General features: G+C 45.8%; 19 protein-coding genes. 7 read left to right on the forward strand and 12 right to left on the reverse strand.

From position 1 onward, the window contains the following. Nucleotides 1-255: 255 nt before the first annotated feature. Entirely contained in the window at nucleotides 256-1,116 is an 861-nt protein-coding gene (locus QUB61_RS26320; RefSeq protein WP_333133049.1) for an SDR family oxidoreductase, read from the forward strand. Nucleotides 1,117-2,830: 1,714 nt separating this feature from the next. On the opposite strand, the gene QUB61_RS26325 is transcribed toward QUB61_RS26320, so the two are convergent. The 3 genes from QUB61_RS26325 to QUB61_RS26335 form a co-directional block, all read right to left on the reverse strand. After that, on the reverse strand, nucleotides 2,831-3,673 hold the full coding sequence (locus QUB61_RS26325) for an MBL fold metallo-hydrolase (protein WP_333133051.1): 843 nt from the start codon (nucleotides 3,671-3,673) through the stop codon (nucleotides 2,831-2,833). A 105-nt stretch (nucleotides 3,674-3,778) separates the two neighbouring features. Continuing rightward, nucleotides 3,779-4,582, reverse strand: a complete 804-nt coding sequence (locus QUB61_RS26330; protein WP_333133052.1) for an SDR family NAD(P)-dependent oxidoreductase — start codon at nucleotides 4,580-4,582, stop codon at nucleotides 3,779-3,781. A 293-nt stretch (nucleotides 4,583-4,875) separates the two neighbouring features. Next, nucleotides 4,876-5,163 carry a hypothetical protein gene (locus tag QUB61_RS26335; protein ID WP_333133053.1) on the reverse strand — a complete coding sequence of 96 codons (288 nt, stop codon included), beginning with the start codon at nucleotides 5,161-5,163 and terminating at the stop codon, nucleotides 4,876-4,878. 235 nt (nucleotides 5,164-5,398) lie between these two features. Here QUB61_RS26335 and QUB61_RS26340 point away from each other — a divergent pair, with 235 nt between their 5' ends. Then, complete coding sequence (locus tag QUB61_RS26340; protein ID WP_333133054.1) at nucleotides 5,399-5,845, forward strand: BP74-related protein; 447 nt, start codon at nucleotides 5,399-5,401, stop codon at nucleotides 5,843-5,845. Here QUB61_RS26340 and QUB61_RS26345 read toward each other — a convergent pair. Beyond that, complete coding sequence (locus tag QUB61_RS26345) at nucleotides 5,829-6,095, reverse strand: hypothetical protein (protein ID WP_333133055.1); 267 nt, start codon at nucleotides 6,093-6,095, stop codon at nucleotides 5,829-5,831. The genes QUB61_RS26340 and QUB61_RS26345 overlap by 17 nt on opposite strands. Before the next feature lie 477 nt (nucleotides 6,096-6,572). Then, nucleotides 6,573-7,601 (reverse strand): hemerythrin domain-containing protein, encoded by a 1,029-nt coding sequence (locus QUB61_RS26350; protein ID WP_333133056.1) that lies wholly within the window; start codon nucleotides 7,599-7,601, stop codon nucleotides 6,573-6,575. Between the two features lie 429 nt (nucleotides 7,602-8,030). Between QUB61_RS26350 and QUB61_RS26355 the strand changes: the two genes are divergently transcribed. From QUB61_RS26355 to QUB61_RS26365, 3 genes are all read left to right on the forward strand, one after another. Then, on the forward strand, nucleotides 8,031-9,296 hold the full coding sequence (locus tag QUB61_RS26355; RefSeq protein WP_333133057.1) for a pitrilysin family protein: 1,266 nt from the start codon (nucleotides 8,031-8,033) through the stop codon (nucleotides 9,294-9,296). Between the two features lie 270 nt (nucleotides 9,297-9,566). Then, nucleotides 9,567-10,835 carry a pitrilysin family protein gene (locus QUB61_RS26360; protein WP_333133059.1) on the forward strand — a complete coding sequence of 423 codons (1,269 nt, stop codon included), beginning with the start codon at nucleotides 9,567-9,569 and terminating at the stop codon, nucleotides 10,833-10,835. Then, nucleotides 10,836-10,991, forward strand: coding sequence for a hypothetical protein (locus tag QUB61_RS26365; protein WP_333133061.1), 156 nt, complete (start codon nucleotides 10,836-10,838; stop codon nucleotides 10,989-10,991). It abuts the gene before it with no gap. Nucleotides 10,992-11,321: 330 nt separating this feature from the next. Here the strand turns inward: QUB61_RS26365 and QUB61_RS26370 are convergent, their stop codons facing one another. Then, complete coding sequence (locus QUB61_RS26370; protein ID WP_333133062.1) at nucleotides 11,322-13,586, reverse strand: patatin-like phospholipase family protein; 2,265 nt, start codon at nucleotides 13,584-13,586, stop codon at nucleotides 11,322-11,324. A gap of 449 nt (nucleotides 13,587-14,035) precedes the next feature. Between QUB61_RS26370 and QUB61_RS26375 the strand changes: the two genes are divergently transcribed. Together QUB61_RS26375 and QUB61_RS26380 are read left to right on the forward strand one after the other, a co-directional pair. Then, the gene (locus QUB61_RS26375; protein WP_333133063.1) at nucleotides 14,036-15,853 is read left to right on the forward strand and encodes an efflux RND transporter periplasmic adaptor subunit; all 1,818 of its coding nucleotides are present in this window, start codon (nucleotides 14,036-14,038) and stop codon (nucleotides 15,851-15,853) included. A gap of 149 nt (nucleotides 15,854-16,002) precedes the next feature. After that, on the forward strand, nucleotides 16,003-17,268 hold the full coding sequence (locus tag QUB61_RS26380) for an ABC transporter permease (RefSeq protein ID WP_333133064.1): 1,266 nt from the start codon (nucleotides 16,003-16,005) through the stop codon (nucleotides 17,266-17,268). A 68-nt stretch (nucleotides 17,269-17,336) separates the two neighbouring features. On the opposite strand, the gene QUB61_RS26385 is transcribed toward QUB61_RS26380, so the two are convergent. The 6 genes from QUB61_RS26385 to ndhC form a co-directional block, all read right to left on the reverse strand. Beyond that, nucleotides 17,337-17,957 (reverse strand): Uma2 family endonuclease, encoded by a 621-nt coding sequence (locus QUB61_RS26385; protein ID WP_333133066.1) that lies wholly within the window; start codon nucleotides 17,955-17,957, stop codon nucleotides 17,337-17,339. A 115-nt stretch (nucleotides 17,958-18,072) separates the two neighbouring features. After that, on the reverse strand, nucleotides 18,073-18,321 hold the full coding sequence (locus QUB61_RS26390; protein ID WP_333133068.1) for a DUF4926 domain-containing protein: 249 nt from the start codon (nucleotides 18,319-18,321) through the stop codon (nucleotides 18,073-18,075). A 130-nt stretch (nucleotides 18,322-18,451) separates the two neighbouring features. Next, nucleotides 18,452-19,906: a hypothetical protein gene (locus tag QUB61_RS26395; protein WP_333133069.1), complete on the reverse strand. Its 1,455-nt coding sequence runs from the start codon at nucleotides 19,904-19,906 to the stop codon at nucleotides 18,452-18,454. Between the two features lie 161 nt (nucleotides 19,907-20,067). Then, nucleotides 20,068-20,571 carry an NAD(P)H-quinone oxidoreductase subunit J gene (locus tag QUB61_RS26400; RefSeq protein WP_172190238.1) on the reverse strand — a complete coding sequence of 168 codons (504 nt, stop codon included), beginning with the start codon at nucleotides 20,569-20,571 and terminating at the stop codon, nucleotides 20,068-20,070. Then, nucleotides 20,564-21,286 carry a photosynthetic/respiratory NAD(P)H-quinone oxidoreductase subunit K gene (ndhK, locus tag QUB61_RS26405; protein ID WP_333133070.1) on the reverse strand — a complete coding sequence of 241 codons (723 nt, stop codon included), beginning with the start codon at nucleotides 21,284-21,286 and terminating at the stop codon, nucleotides 20,564-20,566. Before ndhK ends, QUB61_RS26400 begins: the two co-directional genes overlap by 8 nt. Next, nucleotides 21,277-21,639 (reverse strand): photosynthetic/respiratory NAD(P)H-quinone oxidoreductase subunit C, encoded by a 363-nt coding sequence (ndhC, locus tag QUB61_RS26410; protein ID WP_332960669.1) that lies wholly within the window; start codon nucleotides 21,637-21,639, stop codon nucleotides 21,277-21,279. The genes ndhK and ndhC overlap by 10 nt, the downstream gene beginning before the upstream one ends. Between the last annotated feature and the right edge of the window lie 154 nt (nucleotides 21,640-21,793).

Here is a 21,793-nt window from a genome sequence, read left to right on the forward strand (position 1 = left end):
AAAGGTTTCATCCTATTTTACCTTTTTTTGTCTACCCCCTTGACAATTTGCACTTTTTCTTAACTTGTCACAAATGATCTTTGAGGAAAACTCACAATTTATATAAACCAGCCGGCCACAATCATGGGTTCGGAAGGCGGGTTTATTTATCTCTTTAATTACTGTCTTTAGTCGTAGAGCGCGATCGGCAAAAAGAATGATTCGCTACCCCAAGAAAACCTTTATTTATAGAGATAGAAGTTACAGGAATATTTTATGCCAACTCAACAACAAACCAATCCGGCTCAACATCAAGAACAGCGACCCGGTGTTGAATCGGAGATGACGCCGCAACCTCAATCCTTTATGGAGGGATATCGCGGTAGCGACAAATTGCGGGACAAAGTAGCCTTAATTACTGGCGGAGACAGCGGTATCGGGCGCGCCGCGGCGATCGCTTTTGCCAAAGAAGGCGCAGACGTGGTCATCAGCTATCTCAACGAAAATGAAGATGCTAACAAAACCAAGGAGGCGATCGAACAACAAGGCCGCCGCTGCATTGCGATCGCCGGCGACATCGGCGAAGAAAGCGTCTGTCAAAACCTAGTAGAACAAACAGTTAAAGAATTCGGCCACCTCGACATCCTCGTCAACAACGCCGCCGAACAGCATCCCCAAGAAAGCCTCGAAGACATCACCGCCGAACAATTAGAGCGCACCTTCCGCACCAACATTTTCTCAATGTTTTACCTAACAAAAGCGGCTCTAAAACACCTACAAGAAGGAAGTGCAATTATCAACACTACCTCTGTCACCGCTTACAAAGGCAGTGAACAATTGCTAGATTACTCCTCGACAAAAGGAGCGATTGTTGCTTTTACCCGCTCTTTATCTCAAAGTTTAGCTGAGAAAGGAATTCGCGTCAACGGAGTAGCTCCCGGCCCGATTTGGACGCCTCTAATTCCCTCGACTTTCCCCGAAGAAAAAGTTGCGACATTTGGTGCAGACACGTCTTTGGGACGCCCCGGTCAACCCGATGAAGTTGCCCCCAGTTACGTGTTTTTAGCTTCAAAAGATTCGTCTTACATGACTGGTCAAATTTTGCATCCCAACGGCGGTTCTGTGGTTAACGCATAGAAAGGACTTGCCGAGAAATCAAGTAGCAGTCAAATAGGGATAATCGTGAACTCCCATTCTCTAAGGTTTCAGAACGTTGCCACTCCGCTAGATACTGTTGTAATTGTTTTGGTTAAGTAGGTCATTGCAAAAAACAATAGTATCTTGGAGGGGTGGGTTTTGCTAACAATCACTCCTATAGGGCGTCTGAATGATTTGTGTAAAAAGAAAAGTGGTAAGCTCAAATTCAAGAAAAAAAGGGGCTAGACAAGTAGCTAGTGCCAGCAGCGGACGCTCCGACTCGCTACAGCAGGCGATCGAACATCGAAGCAGCGGGCGCCCGTGAGCGCCCGCTGTCGCGAGTCGGAGCAAAAAAAGGCAAAAAAAAATGTTAAACGAGTCAAAAAAAAATAGGAGAGAGAACTAGAAGAGTTGCCAAACTTTATTTCTCCTACCAAAAATATCCCGGAGTGGAATATATCACAGGCTGTTAAGCTGAGATGAAAAGGATTTAGTTATCGAGAAATCGAAAAACGATTAGAATTTTCTACAACTTTTATTGCACCAACTCACAGAAAATATTTAGCGGGGGGAGTCGCGGCATTAAAGTTAAAATATCCCGGTTTAAAAAGTTATTTAACTAAGGAACAGCTATCCGCAACTATCCAGTGGCTATCTCAACCCGAAAACCGGAATATATCAGAACTAAAAACATACTCGATCTCAAATTTTCATGTAATATTTTAATCGCGGGAAAGTTACTATCTAATATTGAAAGTGGGTCTATTAAACTGGCAGAAAGCTAATGTATAAAAATTGAGTAAACAGCCAGAAGTTATTCACTAAAAAATGCTATAATTGCCGAGATATTATCTCAAAGCATAAGCCATAAATAGCAGGAGAACTGCTCGTGTATGCCTGAGATTAGTGTCACTTACAAAGTGATGAGCTCTGTAACTACTTATGCGGCGATCGTCAAGAAAGAACGCTAGTCAAGCTGGACAATCAACGAGATAGGCAAACTCCGGCATGGTGCATTAAATTTTGTCAGTGAGTAAATAATTTATTGTGAAGCCATATAAAGCGGGAAATCAATAAAATACAGGGAAATTTGTTGAAGAACTCAAGCAAATGAATCGACATCAAAAAATGTTGTTAATTTGGGATGGTGCTAGCTACCCTAGAGTTGAAAAAATGCACCAGCTATTAATGAGGGGAGGGAAAACGACGGTAAATCATATCAATTCTGGTTGTATCGGAATGATTAAACCACAGAGGGCACAGAGGACACAGAGAAAGAGAAGAGAGAGATAATAATTCCGATGTCAACGGATTAGATATGACCGTCAGAATGTTCAATAAGTTGTTGTTTATTTTGCCCTTAGGGTTCCGAATAAAACCCAGTAGAAAGTATTTGGCTATAAGCTAAATACTTTATTAGATGTTTTTACGATCTATGTAAAACTTTTAGCAGGGTTAAGAAACTATTTCAATTTTTATTGGAGTTTAAATTTTTCACTCCTCCTAAATTTAAAAAATATGATGCTTTTGTACAAATGATTTAGGCTTGCTCTACATAAGCTCATGAATACAAAAGCACTAACGCCAAGCGTTTAAAAGACATAAAGACCTCTAAGAAGTCAGAGCAAGGTTTTGTCTCAAAGGTAGGTAACATGGATAAGTTCTGGTTTCTGAATCGGTGTTACTGGCACAGGTTTTGTAAATGATGAAATGTCTAGTTGGGAGAACTGCTGGACTTGCCAGCGAACGCTTTCAACTCTAGGGCGTCGTGACTGCAGAAGAGGCGCACGCTGCTACTTCGATCGACTGATAATGCGCGCAGCCGGTCTTGATTTAGCAACCTAGCCTTGCGGTCTACCTCCATCATCCACTGGTAGGCGCGTAGTGCGGGCGTGCAGCGCCGTTTGGAGGAACCCATCTCGTCTCGGTAAAAGTAGGCATCGCCTGCGTGTAGCAGCCAACCCTCCGGGGTGTCGATCGCGATGCCCGCATGACCCCGCGTGTGACCTGTAAGCGGGATGAGCAGAATCTCTGGTGGTAGCCCGTCAAGATCGCGGACTGCCTCAAAACCGAACCAAGGTTCGCCCCCCGCCGAATAGTATTTCCAGTGTTTGACTTCATCCCACTGCCCTGGACGATAACGCCTTTTTGTGATGAAACCGTGCCGATCGTGGGCCGCATCGATTTCCGACTGCATAACGTGTACCGTTGCTTCAGGAAAATCCTCTAGACCACCGGCATGATCGAAATCGAGGTGAGTCAGCACAATATGGCGCACATCGCTTGCAGAAAATCCAAGCTGCTCGATTTGAGCGATCGCCGTGTACTTGCGATCGAACTGGATGTTATTAAAGTGGATAAAGAATGCGCTAAGCCGGGAATAAGGCGACTCGATATCGCGCAGTCCGAAGCCGGTATCAATGAGAACAAGTCCCTGATTCGTTTCAACGAGCAGACAGTGGCAGACGAGGTTCGCCGTCAGCCCGCGACTGAAGCCATCAAATAGCGCCCCGCCAATCGGGCACATACAGCCACAATTGAGATGGTGAATTTGCATAAATCCTCTGTTACGATGCCTCCGAGGAGCCATCCTAAATGTGTAAGTTCCGGCCTAGTTGAAAAGAGTTCAACTGAGGATATTCGATCGATCTGTAGGCGCAGATTACTTATTACCCGACCCGGGTTCAGTAAGTTGACGGTGCCCTTCGGCATTAACGGTATCAGGCAAGACCTTGCTCACCGTGCCCTGAAGCTTCGTCTTGAGCGATCCTGCAACAATGCTGTCCTTGCCTGCCATCAGCGCCTCAAAACCTTGCTTGGCAACCATAGCCGGGTCATCTTTCCGATCGGCACCCGCCTTAGTATCATCCATTCCGGCCCGATGGAAGAAGTTGGTATCGGTTGGCCCGGGCATCAGTGAGGTGACGGTGACCCCCGTATCCTTCAACTCGTTACGCAGCGCCTCCGAGAACGAGTGCAAAAACGCTTTGGACGCCGCGTAGACTGCCTCGAACGGTCCGGGCATCAGGGCAGCGATCGACGAAGTGAAGAGGATGCGACCCTGGTCGCGATCGACCATATCCTTGAGTACCCGTTTGGCGAGATGTACGGAGGAGACGACGTTGAGCTCGATCAGATTGAGTTCGTCCTTCAGGTCAGTTTCGCGGGCAAAGTCGCCACCGACACCGACACCTGCGTTAATTGCGATCGCATCCACCGATCGACCAGTCGCCTTAATCTTGCTGTAGAGCGTTTCAACACCGTCGTAGGTAGCGAGGTCTGCCTGCACCGTCTCGACTTGGGCACCGAGCTTCTCGAAGGCAATAGCTGCTTCATTGATACTTGGGCCGGTGGAGGTGACTAGAAGATCGAAGCCGTTTTGAGCGAACTGTTTGGCGAGTTCGTAGCCGATGCCGTTAGAGGCACCCGTCACGACAGCCAAGGGGCGGGTCAAGGAACTGTTCATAACCGTCCAAACTCCTGTTTAACTGCTCCGTTGTCGTGTGTCTGAGCTTGCTTCTCTTTCTATCAGAAAACCTGTGTGGACTGTGGCCTTTCAACTTTTACAATCCTAGGAAGGCAGCAGTGCGATCGCATCTTTCCAAGGACGTATCGCTATTGTGTTTTAGACATCTCTAATAACTCTCAAAGTCTATCCCCGCTTCAGCTTGTTTTCTGCCTGCCTGCCGGACTGTTCCGGCCAGCCAGAAACCAACGCTTAAATCTGAGTTTGAACTTTTTTTAATTAATAATATTGTCCTAATCAGGGATTGAAACTAGAACTTCAAACTCGGGGTTTTCAGGATATGCTTCGGCACGGCTGCGGGTAATATTTGGCAGCCGATGGGATAGAGTAAGATACTTTGCCAATTCTGGAATTTCACCAGCGGGCTGCCTGTCAGATTTTCCCCGTCTAACTTTTGTGCGATAGTAGGTAATTTTCTGAACTTCCCAGACTTGCAATTTGCTAGACGACCCCTCGGCTTTACCCGATCGAAACACGTACCTGTCAGAAACTTCGGGCGCTGCTTGTTTGGCAGGTTTCACCTACGGCTATACTGGATCCCTCGTTGGTGAGGTGGAATTGTGCGATCGCCTTTCTTGCTTGGCCGCCCGTCGCTGAGGCGCCCAAAGCTCCTATTGATAGAGGTAGGCGGTGACCACAGGCAAGCAGGAGAGGGCGATAGTTAGTTTCCACATTGAATACTCTCGATCGGATGGTGCAGTAAAAATAAGTGCACCAGAGTGGTAAAATTTGTTTTAGCAAGTAGAGGTATTTACCATGAATCTCTTTCAAAAAGTAACTTCTCTGACACGTCGAGTACTAACTGTATTGGCTCTTGTTGGTATGCTTGGTATCAGCTTTAGTGCTCCAGCATACGCTGCTACACCTGCTAGATTTGTCTTGGAAACCCCACCCGCCTCCGATCAATTCGTTATTGAACTCACTGATGAGAGTAAGATCCAACAAGCCCGGAATATACTCAATGGAACCCAGAAAGATGAAACCCATGTACTCGGAAAAATCATAAAAAGACCTGCTCCCTACAATCCAAAATGGAGCTATCAATTAGATCCAGCGTCTATCAGCTTCTTTAGCTTCGCGATAGAAGTTTGTGATGCTAATATTGGGTACGTCGAAGACCACCTTGATGAAGCGGGTGGACCATTTTTACCAGGTTTGTACTGGTGTCCTTGGAATTCACGGCTAGTCAAGGAAATTCAGTAACGCGAAAACTTTCATTCAAAAAGCGATCGCATTTTTCTGGAGTTAACACCTTTTGTCGAAGAGCCTGGTTTTGCTGAAGTAGGTGGGTCATCACTTTTTGTACCGCATTCAGTTTCTCTTTAAGTCGAGAAACTTCTGCCTTCAGTTGTGCTACTTCAGAATTTTGTAAGGATGTATGTATCTTCTCAACAGCCGGGTTGTATTGGTATAACCCATCGCCTTTGGTATTCCCTTGATTACCAGGCATCATCTTTCCCTCCTAACAAGCTAGTGTGCCAGTTTTAGGCGATCGCCTAAAACTGGCGCACCTTTAGAGGGGTATTGGGGGCGGTGCGACCGCAGCCGCTGCAAGTGTTCGCGTCTCCTCTTCATATCGTTTCCGGTTGCATGGGCACGATCGAGTCAAGGTCAATAATTCCACATTCCCCAACGGACGACGGACGACGGACGACTCCCCATCATTGCACAAGAGCGACCGCACGCCCTCCACTCTCTCCCTGATAGTGAATAATTTTCCACACACACAATAGAATCTCTCACCGGATAGGGTTACATTTTATCACCCCTGGTTACTGTTGCATAAGTTTTGAGAATTGCTCTTTATAATTTGAAGATTTGTGTGTTTATAAAAAACAATAATCCCGCCACCAGGTTGGTAGCGGGATTGATAGGTTGCAGTTTAGCTATTCTCTAGTTTGGCTAGAGTTAAACTTAGCCGACTGCTGAATTAGCTCAGGTTAGCCATTTCTTGCTGCATCGTGCTTTTGGCTTGTTTGAATTGAGTAGCCATTTGTTCCATTTGTGCTTCGCTCAGGTTGCGGCGAATTTGAGGGAACATATCGTTTTCTTCTTGTCGAACGTGATCCTGAACCGCTTTTTGGAGCTCTTTGATTTGCTCTTTGAAATTAGAAGAAGTGGGGTTGAGAGCCTTAATTTGGGCAAGCATCTGCTTCATTTCTGCTTGCTCGTCGAACAGTTCTTGAGTATTGCCGTAGTAGCTGCGAACTGCGGGATAAACAACTTGTTCTTCTGCTTCGGCGTGAACGCTGAGGTCTTTGTAAAGTTGACCGAAGAATTCTTGCAGTTTTTGAGGATCGTCGGTGTTTGCGATTTCCATAAAGAGGGTATCGGTTTTGCGGTGATCCATTGAGATGATTTCGGTAATGTTCATCTCTTCTTTGGTGCGGGTAACTGCACCGCCGATGATGCCGGTCATTGCTGCCATTGCATCTTGCACGCGCGCCCAAACACCTTGGTCGGGGTCTTTGCCGGTCAGTTCGCGGACGCCTAAAATTTCTAGAACTCCTTTGAGTTGTTCTTGGTGAGCGCGGTTCTCAAAGTTAACTGTGTTGAGGGGAGTAATGGCTGCTTCGATGTCGGCGCCGACTATTTGAGCGGCTTTGTGAATTAACAAGCCGGCCATTGTTTGTTTGTGTTTGAGCAGTTCGTGCTGGCTGACTTTTTCAAACAGTGTGAGTTCAGATCCTTGCATGAGTTTCTGAACTTCTTCAATCATTTTTGTGCTGGTTTCTTTGGGTTCAGCTTGAATGCCGTATTGCACGATCGTGGTTTCTAATACGCCCAAGTTTTTGCGATCGTCCTCGAGCATATCCCGGAAGCGCTGAGCTAGTTCGGAGTCGTTGCAGGAATTGATGAACAATTGCTCGTTGGCGATCAACAGGTTTTGCAGCGCTTTCATGTCTGCTAATTTAGTTGCTATCGCTTGGCGCTTGGTATCTTCTAAGGTAGCTACCATCTGTCGTTTCTCCTCTCAAGGTCTTTAGTGTTCTTACATCTTTTAATTTATTGAAATATTCTGATAACACCCTCTTTCTCCCGACTGATTCATTAATATCCCGCGCAACCTATTGACTTTTGAGCAAAAAAATGGTAAGTATTTGAGACTGCTTGAAAAAAAGCAAAAAGCCAAAAATAACAGATGAGTAAGGATTAATGGCAGAAGACTCCGCCCAAAAACGGATACCGTGCCACGTACTCCTGTCGCGATCGGCTCAAAATTTTAGACTCTTGTTCAAGCCCCCAGATTCATCTGTGCAGTAAATCTAAAATCTAAAATCTAAAATCGACTGAGTGATGATTTCTGTATCAATTAATCCCGATCGCAGAGCCCTAAAGCGCTACCATAGTTGCAGCCGAAGTTAATTAAAGTTTAAGAATAACTAGCTTGTCTCAACTGCTCACTGCTTTAGAGTTCCCAGCCAATGTCTGGAAGCTCAACAACGGGTTAACGGTCATTCACCAGCGGATTTCGGCCACACCCGTGGTCGCCCTAGACGTGTGGGTGAGGGCTGGCGCTACGCTGGAGCCGGATTCTTGGTCGGGAATGGCTCATTTTCTAGAACACATGATATTTAAAGGGACGGATTCGATCCCCCCTGGAGAATTTGACCAAGTAATAGAAAATCGCGGCGGTGTCGCGAATGCAGCTACAAGTCACGACTACGCCCATTTTTTCGTCAACGCAGCAGCCGATTATTTAGCAGAAACTGCGCAGCCACTGGCAGAATTGCTGCTGCGCGCTTCGATTCCCGATCGGGAATTCGATCGCGAGCGAGATGTGGTGCTAGAAGAAATCCGCCAAGCTCAAGACAATCCCGATTGGCTGGGTTTCCAAGCCATGATGGAAACAGTTTACCAGCGACATCCCTACAGGCGATCGGTACTCGGCACGGAAGAGCTGCTGATGTCGCGAACTCCCCACGAAATGCGCTGTTTCCACCGATCGCACTATCAGCCGGAAAATATGACTGTGGTGGTAGTCGGGGGAATTGATGAACAACAGGCCAGAGATGTTACTGAGAAAGCTTTCGAGCAGTTTTCGGATCGGTGGGATTGTCCCAAATTAACCGCAGAGGCGGAACCGCCACAGATAGAAATTCGCCGTCAGGAATTGAGCCTCCCCCGATTGGAACAAGCGCGGCTGATGATGGCCTGGACGGGCCCGGGAGTTGAACACTTGCAAAGTGCTTGCGGCTTGGATTTGCTGTCGGTGTTGCTCGCAGATGGGCGGACTTCGCGTTTAGTCAGGGAACTGCGGGAAGAATTACAATTGGTACAGGCGATCGACAGCACTTTCTCGCTGCAACGGGAATCGAGTTTATTTACTATCAGTGCAGTCTTGGACGCGAAGGATGTCGAACAGGTGGAATCTCGGATTTGCGATCGACTTTGGCAATTGCAGTCTGAGCCGGTTTCCGAGGTAGAATTGCTCCGCTGTAAGCGTTTGCTGTGCAACGATTTTGCTTTCTCGCTCGAAACGCCGGGACAGCTAGCGGGTCTTTACGGATATTACAATACGATCGCCACTGCGGAATTAGCCCTCAGCTATCCCACCAGGATTAAAGCATTTGGGCCATTAGACCTCCAGCGCCTAGCTCAACAATATCTCTCTCCCCGACGCTATACGGCCGTGGTACTCAAACCAATCTAATAATAGTTCACTGTTGACTGTTCACTGTTGACTGTTCACTGTTAACAGCAACTAGGTTGGGTTGAGACATGAAACCCCAGTCTATTAATTGGAAATTTGAGATTTGTCCCTCAATCTAAAATCTCAAATCGCCAATCTCAAATCGGATGATCGGTAACGCTCACGCTCTACCCATCCTACGAATAATCATGACTAACAGCCAACAGTCAACAGTCAACAGTCAACAGTCAACAGTCAACAGTCAACAGTCAACAGTTAACAAAGAATTCAATGAAAAATGAAATCCAGCGCACGGTTTTAGACAACGGTATTGTTGTCTTGGCAGCAGAAAATCCAGCAGCAGATATTATTGCAGCTAGGATATTCCTCCGGGCCGGCAGTCGCTACGTGCAGCCGGAACAAGCAGGATTGTGTCACTTGCTGTCGGCGGTAATGACTAAGGGAACCGATCGGCTGTCTTCGCTGGAAATTGCCGAGCGTGTAGAATCGGTGGGAGCGAGGTTGAGTGCCGACTCTACTACAGACTATTTTTTAGTGAGTTTGAAGACGGTTTCTGCGGATTTTGAGGAGATTTTGGAGTTGGCGGCGCAATTGACCCGATCGCCGAATTTCCCGGAAGCTGAAGTCGAACTCGAACGCCGCATTGCCATATCGGCAATTCGATCGCAGCAAGAACAGCCATTTGCGATCGCCTTCGAGCAATTGCGGCACGCGATGTACCAGGAACACCCCTATGCTTTCTCTCCCTTGGGCACGGAAGCTACTATGTCAAAGCTCACCAGAAACGAGCTCGAACAGTTCCACAAAACCTATTTCCGTCCCGATAATGTAGTTATTGCTGTAGCCGGCAGAATATCGACCGAAGATGCGATCGCCCTGATCGATCGAACTTTTGGCTCCTGGAAAGCGCCTTTAACACCCCTGCCAACTTTAACCGTCCCCCCCCTGTCACCTTCCCCTGAATCGGTCGTTACGGCGCAAGAGACGCAGCAATCAGTGATTATGCTGGGCTACCTCGCACCCTCTGTCAAAAATCCCGACTACGCAGCGATTAAGTTGCTGAATACTTATTTGGGTAACGGTTTGTCGAGCCGGTTGTTTGTGGAATTGCGGGAAAAGCGGGGCTTGGCTTACGACGTTTCCGCACTCTACGCGACGCGCTTGGACACGGCTCAGTTTGTCGCGTACATGGGTACGGCGCCGGAAAATACGGCAACTGCTTTTGAAGGATTGCGCGCAGAAGTCGATCGACTCACCAGCATCCAACTAAGCGAGGAAGAATTGCAAGCTTGCAAGAATAAAATGCTCGGTCAATATGCTTTAGGAAAACAAACTAATTCGCAAATTGCCCAAGTTTTAGGCTGGTACGAAATTTTGGGATTGGGAATTCAATTTGACCAGCAATTTCAAGAAGAAATTGCACAGGTGACAGCTTCACAAGCGCGGGATGCGGCTAAGAAATACTTCATCGAACCGTATATTTCTTTGGTGGGCCCGGAGGCGGCGATTGCAGAGTTGGGTGTAGCGGCTGTTTGTTGAGTGAGTAGGAAATTGGCGATCGAACTTTTCACAAGTTCGATCGGTGCGATCGCAGATAAAAAGACTTTTTGCTTAACAATTATTTGTGCTTTGCGATCGCTTTTAACCTTTCCAAACTTAACAACAAAGCCAAGTATTCTTGCTGGCATTATCTAGAACTGAAACCGACCACCTCAACGAACTTTTCGCTGCTGGTATAACGTTTAGGTTGAGCGGTTGCAAATAGCACTCCTAAGCTGTGTTGTATCTAGATTGCCTATGGTATTAGAGAGGGAGAGGGGGTGAAGGGGAGAGGGGGAGAGGATTTGACGATTTTTGATCGGGACTCGAAATATACAATTTAAATGCACAACAGCTTAGCACCACCAGCGACTTTCAACAATCCCCTCCAACCGAATTGTTAGGTTGCGCTGTTAGCTTAACGATTCCACGATCCCGCCTTTGCTAAATAGACACTAGGTGTAGATCGCTAGACATTAGCTTAACCTAACTCAAATCGTTGCCAATCGATGCGATCACACAAGGGTTATGATTGTCATTTATAGGCACCCGACCGTTTGCAAAGCCTAGTCGGAATTTTTCGATTTCACAGGGTCTTGCTTTGGGGTCAGGTGTCTGCCCATCGATAAAGTCCCTTGAGTGCTTAGAGATGAGCCAACCCAGAGGCAACTTAACGCCATCACCTGACTTTTTCAGGAACAAGGTTCTGAATTTATATTTGAGTGGATCGTCAATCCCATCATTGACCGTGAACGTAGACAACTCAACAGCACTGCGGCTGCGGGACTCGCGCGCACTAAACAAGGCACGAACTGGCGATAAAAGCTCGTTGAGTCCATCACTCTTGAGTTGAGTTGTAGGCTCGTTAAATTGCCCATCAATTAAGGATAGATAGATAATTTCAAAGGTTTTTCCGTAACCCTTAAGTCGCTGTAAGCTGCGCCCAATGTCCAAAGCGGTAGGAATACCCGAATTATCAAAATAACCGCCATCAGCCAAATGCAATTTACTTTTGTCCTTACTGCGTTGGTACCACCCTACAGGGGTGAAGTAGGGAAAACGAGCACTGAGGCCAGCCGCTGTACTCAGTTTCAAATCTAGATCGGGTTCATCAATGGCAATATTTTCTTTGTTGGGGAAGTTAATCTGAAAGGGGCCGATCGCCAGGCGATCGCCTGTTTCGACAACAGTTGTGTTGAGAACCAGTGCAGGGGCGATGCCCTGCGGCTGCCAGTGCTGGTAAAAAGACTGCCGCAAGGGATTATCTTGATTTGGAAGAGACAGCTTATCCCAAGCTTTTTCAAACGCAACTTCCAGACCTCTTGCCCGATCCCAATCGTATATGGGGAAAAAGATAAATCGCTGAATCAGGTCAGGGAATAGCCCCATCGTCAGGAGGGGCGTAAGCAAGTCACTGCTAAACAGTTTGCTAGCCGTTTGGCTAAGGGATTTACCACTAATTCCACCAAATTTCACCAAACTTGAAAAGGCAGAAGCCCCCAAGCTACCGCCAGAAACACTACTGATTGCAAATACATGCTGAGGAAAACTTGGAAAATATTCTGTTAGCTTTGTGAAGGCTGTCGCTGCATGATAAGCGGCATAGATACCCCCACCTTGAGCCGCAGCGATATAGACTGGATAGGGTTTATTTGAGAATCGATCGAGATCGGGGCGATTAGCTAACCATTGCTGAAAACTAGATTCTAAAGCTGGAAGGGCTGACTTTTCGGGTTTACTGAATTGTTGAAAGCGGTGATTGTCATTAAGATTTAGTGCACTAGAAACTAAAATTAACCCGATTAGAATCGTTATGCCGGGTATTTTAGTTTGTTGCCCCCAGTTGTAAATTGTTGAAAAAACAACCACCAGAATCGTCAACGATATTGCCACCACACTAATTGAACCCAGCAGATCGGGAAGAAATGTCGGAGGCATCATCAACCCTAAGACGAGGGATGCCAGCAGAGAAATTGAACAACTCCTAACAACGGTAATTCGTGACTTTAGCGTGTTTTGCCAAGAAAATAGCCCCACATTAAAAAAGACGATCAACAGAAAAACAGCAATTAAACCAAAAGACCAAAGTGAATCTTTTGCCGCCACGATCATAGGCAAAGATAAAAGACTAAAAACAAAGCAGGCAATATTAACAAATATATTTTCAAATTTTTGCCCGAAGAGACCTTCACCCATCTTGTTAGAGGCCAAGGAATCTAGGTACTTTGAGTCTTGGAAAAATTTAATACGGTTAATAAAAAAATAAAATAAAATTAGTAATAAAACTATATTGCTAAACATCCACACTAGCAAAAAAATCTTGGGAGTAGGAGGCGATAATTTCTGCAATGTTTCTTGGGTAGCCCAAGTGCCATAAGCCAGGCTACCCAGTGGTATAGCACCTAGCAAACGAGGTGCATTTTTGTATAAGCTATCGAATTTTGGCTTGTAGTATTCAGGAAGACGCTCTTGATAGCATTTCTCAAGTAAACGTGCCGCGAACCACACACCAAGTGAAAGCAAAATAACCAAGACTGTAGAAAAAAGTGCCTGAGCTACATTATTATCTAAAGCAATTGCGCGATAGACCTCAATGGTTTGATCGATCTGGGTAAAAAAATACCAAGCTGCGATTGCAACTGTCAGAGGCACTCTTAAATATATCAAGAACTTCACGATGGGTTTAAGCTGGTTCTCAAACCAATTAGATTTTTCTTGACTTAATTTATTTCTGTTATTAATTTCAGCCATATATCACTAACCAATGACTTTAATGGAACATCTCAACCTAGAAATAACTGCCACCTAACGGCTAAATTGAGCTGCCAACCATCACCTCTAACTCTTACCTAAAATATTGCGATTTTGTCAGATCCAATGATTCGTTATCCATCGCTAGCTTAAAAATTATTTATGCTTGGCGATCGCCAATAACTTCAGCTTGACTAAAATCATAGCTGTTTGTCAGCTCCAATGATTTGTTATACCCGAGCGCTTAACAATTATTTATGCTTGGCGATCGCCGATCGCTGTACGGCATTTACCAACGAAGCCGACCATACAGGTTTTATCTGCATTCGTATCTAAACTAGATCGGCCCCAAGCATTAAACACCGGAAAAAACTTAGTGCGACTTCTCTTGAACCTTTTCTGTTCCCGATCGGTCTAAATTCAAGACAGACCCATCAGGTCTAATTGATATGTACTTCGTAAACCACTTTCAGATTAAAAAACAGCTGACTCCCTGGCTTAGCGGACTCCTCGCCGCTTCCCTGCTTGCAGGAGTAGGCTACACAGCTTACAGCCAACTCACAGTCAAATCCAGCCGCGAAACCAGACGCAAGGAAAAAACCGTTGCTGTCGAAAGGGTGAACCTGCCGATTACAATTTCGGCAAACGGCACAATAGTGCCCGAACGTTCCGTTAACGTCAGCCCCAAAACTTCAGGAATGCTCAAAAGTTTGCTTGTCAAGGAAGGAGATAAAGTTGAAAAAGGGCAGATTCTCGCCTACATGGACGACTCCAACCTCCAAGGCCAACTTACCCAAACTCGCGGACAACTCGCAGCCGCGGAAGCAAACCTGCAAAAATTGCTCAACGGCACTCGAACCCAGGACATTGCTGTGGCTAAGGCAGTGTTGGCAGAACAACAGGCAAGTCTGGAAAAATTGCTCAACGGGAATCGAACCCAAGACATTGCTGTAGCCCAGGCACAAGTGGCAGAACAACAGGCAACCTTGCAAAAATTGCTCAACGGCAATCGAAGCCAGGATATTGCCGTAGCCGAGGCACAACTAGCTGAACAACAGGCAAATTTACAAAAATTGCTCAAAGGCAATCGGTCTGAAGACATCGCCCAAGCAATTGCCAAACTCAGAGATGCCGAATACGCCAAAAACCAAGCTGAGGAAGACTTCCAGAGAAATCAGGAACTCTATAATGCCGGAGCCCTTGCTTTGCAAGTTGTCAACAACTCCCGCACGGCGCGCGATCGAGCTCAAACGCAAGTCAGGCAAGCTCAACAAGCTGTAGCTTTGCTGCAAGCGGGTACTCGCCCTGAAGAAATCGCTGCGGCGCGGGCTGCTGTCGAGCAAAAACGGCAAGCTTTGACCCTGGCGCGATCGGGCGCACGCCCCGAAGACATCGCAGCAGGGCGGGCCGCTGTCGAGCAAAAACGGCAAGCTTTGGCCCTGGCGCGATCGGGCGCACGCCCGGAAGAAATCGCTGCGGCGCAGGCCGCAGTCGAGCAAAAACAGCAAGCTTTGGCGCTTCTAGAAGCCGGTTCCCGCCCGGAAGACATCGCCCAAGCCCGCGCCCAAGTTCTCGCCGCTAGAGGCAGCCTGCAAAGCGTTCAAGCGCTGATCGGCGACACTGTGCTGCGGGCTCCTTTCACCGGCACTGTTACCCGCAAGTACGCCGATCCGGGCGCTTTTGTGACTCCCACTACGGCAGGTAGTGCGGTTTCTTCGGCTACTTCTTCTTCGATTTTGTCCTTAGCTTCCAAAAATCAATTAGTAGCAAACGTAGCAGAAACTAATATTTCTCAGATTCAGATCGGCCAGGCTGCGTCTATTCAAGCCGATGCTTTTGCGGGAAAGACTTTTACAGGTAAAATCACTCAAATTTCGCCTCAGTCGATCGTCCAGCAAAATGTGACAAGTTTTGAGGTTAAAGCGGCAATTATTAATGATGATAAACAAATGCTGCGATCGGGCATGAATGTGAATGTTGAGTTTAAGGCTGGTGAACTCAAAAATGTTTTGGTAGTTCCGACTGCGGCAATTGTCCGCCAACAAAGGGAAACGGGGGTTTATGTTCCGGGTGGAGAAGATGGTAAACCTGCTTTTATGCCGATTAAGACTGGTATGACGGTGGATGATAAGACGGAAGTGCGATCGGGTTTGAAAGGAAATGAAAAAGTGCTGATGAGTTTCCCCCCGGGATTGCGGCCTAGATCTCAAAATCCATCGGGTGGAATTCCGGGTTTGCAACCGGGTGGGGGAACGCGCTTGCGTTAGGGTTTTGATTTTTTTATTGAACCGCGAAGGCGCGAAGGGCGCGAAGGAGGAAAAGAAAGAAGGAAGAAGGAAGAAGGAAGAAGGAAGAAGGTTTTAATTGCCTATGCTTGTCGGCTCAGCCCAATACCCAATGCCCAATCAATAATAATATGAAATTACAGGCTCGCCCCCGCACTAACAAAATCTCTAATGTTCAAATCGCGTTCATGGCGACTGAGGCGCTGTGGAATAATAAGTTGCGTACCAGTTTAACTATGCTGGGCGTAATTATTGGGATATCTTCGGTAATTGCTATTACTTCGGTGGGACAGGGTGTACAAAAATCAACTGAAGAACAGTTAAAGGCTTTGGGTACAAATGTGCTGTTGGTTTTATCCGGCGCTTCGCGATCGGGCGGTGTTAGTCAAGGAAGCGGTTCTGCTACTACTCTTACTTGGGATGACGCTAGGGCGATCGGCAAGCAAGCTCCCGCTGTTAAGGCGATTTCGGCTTATTTGCAGCGTCAAGTGCAAGTGGTTTACGGCGGACAAAATTCATTTACTTCGATTTTGGGAACGGATTTAAATTATCCAGATGTGAAGAACATTCAACCCCAAGAAGGACGGTTTTTTAACGAGGATGAATTGAATGCTGCTGAGCCTGTAGTTGTCCTCGGTTCTAAGGTGCGGGACGAACTTTTTGGACCCGGAGCTAATGCGCTATCCTCCGATATTCGCATTCAGGGAAACCGCTACAAGGTCATTGGAGTGATGGAACCTAAGGGGTCTGTAGGGGGAACCGATCAGGACGATCGAGTGTATATTCCACTCAAAAATATGTCTTCGCGGATTGTGGGGAGAAATTCTTTAGCGGGGATTGCGATCTCGGGTTTTTGGTTGGAAACTGCGGGCGAAGCGGATTTAGCGGATGCTCAATTTCAAGTTGAAAATATCATGCGCTTGCGGCACAATATTTATCCGCCACAACCGGATGATTTTCGAGTTGTAAATCAAACTGAGATCGTTAATACTTTCAGCAATGTGATAGGTTTGTTTACGGTGATGGTGGGTGCGATCGCCGGAATTTCTTTGGTGGTTGGCGGCATCGGTATTGCTAATATTATGTTGGTGTCTGTTGTGGAACGCACTAAGGAAATCGGGATTCGCAAAGCGGTAGGCGCTACTAATGCAGCAATTCTAATTCAATTTATGGCGGAATCTATTTTAGTTTCCACGGTGGGGGGAACGGCGGGTATTGGGTTGGGAGTTGCGATCGCCTTTGGGGCCTCGACAGCGTTCAAATTTCCGTTTGTGGTTTCTGTATGGTCGATCGCAGCGGGTTTTGGCCTGTCTTTTACCGTCGGGTTGTTAGCTGGAGTATTGCCGGCTCGGAATGCCGCTCGCTTAGATCCGATCGCAGCCTTGCGGAATGATTGAATTTAAGCAATATAAGCTCTTGTGGGGTGGGCATCCTGCCCGCCCGAAAGCCTAAATTTTAATTCAGCTTACACTAAACCAGCTTGAAAAATCTGATTTGCAGTGAGGTTTAAATCGGGAAAAGTTTGCGACACAATCCGCTCGTTCTCTCGAAACTTGAGGACTTGATATTCACCATCAACCAAGTTACAGACAGAAATTGTCGGTTGTTTGGGATTGCCAATAACATTGCGTCCGCCCAACGCAGCATAATCCACAATCCAATATTCAGGGATACCCATTTCCTCATAATCAGCATATTTCAAATAGTAATCATCGCGCCAATTGGTTGACACAACCTCAATTACCAACGGTATCGATGCACCCAAACTGAGGACAGATTGTTTTTGCCACAATGTTTCATTTACCAGATTTGCACGATTCAGCACCAACACATCAGGCAAATAACCAGAATCTTTTTCAGGAGGTTTGACTATCGCTTGGTTGGGGATACCGTATGGCAATCCCAGACGTTTGATTTGAACAGCAATTGTGATCGTAAGAAAGCCTGTAACTTCTTGATGTTCGCCTACTGGTTGTATTTTTTGAATAATATTTCGATTGTGCAGTTCGTAGCGTACCGCCGGATTTTTAGGCAGCCAATCCACAAATTCCTCGAAGTTTACGAGTTTGGGTAAAGCTTGAGTCATAAATTTTTAGAATTACTGATAATAGAAATTATATCTCTATCCATCTGCGTGTATCTGCGTGCATCGGCGGTTACAAATTTCCATTTTTTATAAACTCCGCAAGTTATTGTGCCGCTTATGCTGTAACCATTTCGGGTTTAATATCAGGTGATGCTGGCTCAAAATACAACACCATGATTTGCTCTGGATGCAGCCCGACAGATTCATAAGTGCGTCCGTTGCGATCGCTAAATTCAACCTCAAACGCTGCACCATCAGCCAACAGTTCAACCACTGTCCCAACTTGTCCGCGCCACAGATTGTATTCAGGAATGTCAACGGTTAAGGCAACGACATCTAGTAATTTAATTGTATTATTTTCCACTTTCTTTTATAACCTCCAGGCACTGCTGATACGAATAAGTAGCCCTCCGTTTATCTCATCTCAAAGTCCCCGTCTTCTAGTTTTTTTTTTCGCTCGTTGGAACTCATCGGTTAGATTTATAAACTATGAATTACAACTTACTATTGAAGAAATAACTTAGTTCCAAGCACATTTCGCCATTACTCCAAAACAAAAATTTACCGGGATAGCTAAACCTAGTATCTAAAGCCACAGCAATATATTCCTTATAAACGGGATGTAATTTACATTCCAAGGATTTGATTTTAGTTATGAGTATCGTATCGATAAAACAAAGTCTACTGATAAGTTCTATGTAAAACTCTTCCGTTTTTTTCCAATCATTTAATTCCTCTATACCTGAAGTTCCTAAAGATGTTTGAACGAAATGAACTAAATCATTATAATATCCTAAGAAATTTTCTCCATCATCATATAGGTCATATAGGTCTTGCAACTGGTTCTGTTGTTCTAAGTATTTTATTGTCTCTTCTAGTTGAGCTATTTTTGCAAGCAGCCGATTATTTTCCGTTTTCGTATTTTCGCTGGGTGCATACCCTTCATTTTTTCCTTGCTTCGAGTCATTAGTTGCGTGATCAATTGCCGTAACTTTACTTTTCTCCTGCTTAAGCTCTGTTTCAAGTTGATGTTTTGTATTTTGCAAACTCTCAATTTCTTGCTGAAGACCTGCCACTCTATTTCTCTCGTCCTTAAGCTGTCGCTCTAAACTTATTTTAGCTTTTTCTAGCTCTCTGGCATTCTCTTCTAGTTGCTTAACTTTTGTTTCTAATTGACGGGAATTGGAGTTTAATGAATTTAACTCATAAAGCTTTCTTTCTAATTGTATTTTTTCTTGCTCTAGCTGGTTATTATCTATCTCTAAAGGTTGAATTCGGTCTAGTGCTCGTCTTAGTTCTGACTCTAAAGAGTTTTTGCTAGCTCGGAGTTGTAGATTATCTTGTGTCAATCTAGTATTATTATCTTTAGCTTGATTTAACTCTCTCCTCAGAACGTCTCTTTCTTGCTGTAAATCCCTATTTATTTGAATGAGTGATTGATTTTGTGCTATGACTTCATTAAGCTGCCTAGTAACCTGTTTAACTTTCTCGATTAAAAATTCCCACGTTATAAACTCTATATCTTGACTGCTGAGAGAACCACCCAATTCTTGAATAAGAACTTTTTTATGAGCTTCTAGTTCTTCAATTTTTTGTTCATAGTAAATATTTTTAATTCGCAGATTTGTTGAAATTTTCCTTACTTCATCTCTTTCGCTCTCAACGCTTGCTAACTGTTGTTGTAGCTTTTGAACCGTCTGATTCAAAGAATTATTCTCAGTAGTAGTTGCCTTGAGTTCTGCCTCTTTTTGCTTAAATCTTGCAAGTAGTTGAAGTATAAAGGCGGTAAATAGGTTATTTGCTTGTTGTAACTGCTTCTTTATTTGCCTAAGCTCAACTTTCTGTGCTTCGAGCCTGTTATCCTCTGGTTTGTTCTTACCGCGGCGAAGTTGCAGGTAAATTATTACGATACTTAGTAAAGCTATTAAACCAGCAGTTTCGTAAACCATACTAATACTTTTTTGAAAATAGCGTTTTTGGACCTCGGTTCCCAGGCAGAGCCTAGGAACCAGTTAATCAAAATTAGCCAAAAAACAGAGGGCGAGTTTAGCATAAAACTTAACCCCAAAAGTCAAATTTTATGCTCTAAACCCGCCCTCGCAAAACTCCCTTAATAAGCGTCTTGCAATTCGTAGAAATCAGGGGAAATGTAATCTTTCCGCAGCGGCCAGCCTACCCAATCTTCGTTCATCAAAATCCGTTTCAGATTCGGATGTCCTTCGTAGACAATGCCGTACATATCGTAGGATTCCCGCTCTTGAAAGTCGGCTGCTTTCCAAATCCAGTAGACTGATGGCACTCTGGGATCTTCGCGGGGTACGAATACTTTGACGCGGACTTCTTCAGGCTTGGAAGCATTATCTGTCAGCTTAACCAAGTGGTAGACGCTGACTAAATCTTGTCCCGGCCCTTGGTCGTAGGCGCACTGGCACTGCATATAATTAAACCCGTAGGCATACAGTGCTGTTGACATCGGAATTAAGAATTCTCGATCGACCTTTAATATCTCCACGCCCAAATTATCGGCCGCTAAAGCTTCATGTTCAAAGCCATTTTGAGTCAACCACTGGGAAACCTTCCCGGCTTCAACAATTGCAGATTCTGTCTCAGCCACGGTTTACCTCCTGTTTTTGTCCTGCAAGCAGGGCCGGCGGTACAGGCATTCCCATTGCTTCCGTCAATTCCTTCGGCGGCGCTATCCGGCCCGGAACAGACAAGTATTTGCCGTCCAAAATGTCGTCTACTACTTTCATTTTGTGGGGTCTGGTGTAGTAGCGGTGGGTTGGCAGCAAATTGGCCCGTTCTTGCATGGAATCGTTGGCGATTTTTTTCCGCAGTTTGATAATTGCGTCAATAATCGCTTCTGGGCGGGGGGGACAGCCGGGGATGTACACGTCTACGGGAATCAGTTTGTCAACGCCTCTGACTGCTGTGGGGGAGTCCATGCTGAACATTCCGCCGGTGATCGTGCAAGCGCCCATCGCGATCACGTATTTGGGTTCCGGCATTTGTTCGTACAGCCGCACCAAGATGGGGGCGTACTTCATGGTAATTGTGCCGGCGGTGATGATCAAGTCGGCTTGCCGGGGGCTCGATCGCGGTACTAAGCCGAATCTGTCGAAGTCAAAGCGCGATCCGATCAAAGCTGCAAATTCGATGAAGCAGCAGGCCGTGCCGAAAAGTAGCGGCCACAGGCTCGAAAGTCTCGCCCAATTGTAGAGGTCATCCACTGTTGTCAGGATGACGTTCTCTGAGAGTTGGGATGTGACTTCCGGGCGCTCGACAGGGTTAATAAGCGCTTTTTGTGATTTGTCAGAACTTAAGACCATTCCAAGGCTCCTTTGCGCCATGCATAGACAAGAGCAATAACGAGGATCGCAATAAAAAACAAGGCTTCGATAAAAGCCAACAGTCCTAGCTGGTTGAAAGCAACCGCCCAAGGATACAGGAAGACGGTCTCTACGTCGAAGATGACGAAGACCAGGGCGAACATATAATATCGGATGTTGAACTGAATCCAGGCTCCGCCGATCGGCTCGACGCCGGATTCGTAGGTAGTGCGTCGGTCGTAGGGACGACTTTTGGGGCGCAGTACCTTAGACGCCGTGAGGGCGAGGATAGGGACTAGGCTGGAAATTAACAGGAAGCCTAAGAAATACTCGTAGCCGCTGAGTGCAAACACGGTGAATAAATACTGCCTCGGTGAAAGGGTTCTGTAACTTGTCTGTTACATTATATAGATTTTGGGTAGCTGAAATTACGAGTTGGTTGAGATTAATCATCCATCTTCTGCAATAATTTTTAATGTATATTCTAATATTGTAACTGCCTGTGGA

The organism is Microcoleus sp. C2D2 (assembly GCF_036702495.1).
GTDB lineage: Bacteria > Cyanobacteriota > Cyanobacteriia > Cyanobacteriales > Microcoleaceae > Microcoleus.

Coding starts and splice junctions, on each gene's coding strand:
- QUB61_RS26375 (WP_333133063.1), top strand. CDS start 14,036: ATGTACTTCGTAAACCACTTTCAGATTAAAAAACAGCTGACTCCCTGG.
- QUB61_RS26325 (WP_333133051.1), bottom strand. CDS start 3,673: ATGCAAATTCACCATCTCAATTGTGGCTGTATGTGCCCGATTGGCGGG.
- QUB61_RS26395 (WP_333133069.1), bottom strand. CDS start 19,906: ATGGTTTACGAAACTGCTGGTTTAATAGCTTTACTAAGTATCGTAATA.
- QUB61_RS26345 (WP_333133055.1), bottom strand. CDS start 6,095: ATGATGCCTGGTAATCAAGGGAATACCAAAGGCGATGGGTTATACCAA.
- QUB61_RS26385 (WP_333133066.1), bottom strand. CDS start 17,957: ATGACTCAAGCTTTACCCAAACTCGTAAACTTCGAGGAATTTGTGGAT.
- QUB61_RS26330 (WP_333133052.1), bottom strand. CDS start 4,582: ATGAACAGTTCCTTGACCCGCCCCTTGGCTGTCGTGACGGGTGCCTCT.
- QUB61_RS26350 (WP_333133056.1), bottom strand. CDS start 7,601: ATGGTAGCTACCTTAGAAGATACCAAGCGCCAAGCGATAGCAACTAAA.
- QUB61_RS26380 (WP_333133064.1), top strand. CDS start 16,003: ATGAAATTACAGGCTCGCCCCCGCACTAACAAAATCTCTAATGTTCAA.
- QUB61_RS26370 (WP_333133062.1), bottom strand. CDS start 13,586: ATGGCTGAAATTAATAACAGAAATAAATTAAGTCAAGAAAAATCTAAT.
- QUB61_RS26360 (WP_333133059.1), top strand. CDS start 9,567: ATGAAAAATGAAATCCAGCGCACGGTTTTAGACAACGGTATTGTTGTC.
- ndhK (WP_333133070.1), bottom strand. CDS start 21,286: ATGGTCTTAAGTTCTGACAAATCACAAAAAGCGCTTATTAACCCTGTC.
- QUB61_RS26320 (WP_333133049.1), top strand. CDS start 256: ATGCCAACTCAACAACAAACCAATCCGGCTCAACATCAAGAACAGCGA.
- QUB61_RS26340 (WP_333133054.1), top strand. CDS start 5,399: ATGAATCTCTTTCAAAAAGTAACTTCTCTGACACGTCGAGTACTAACT.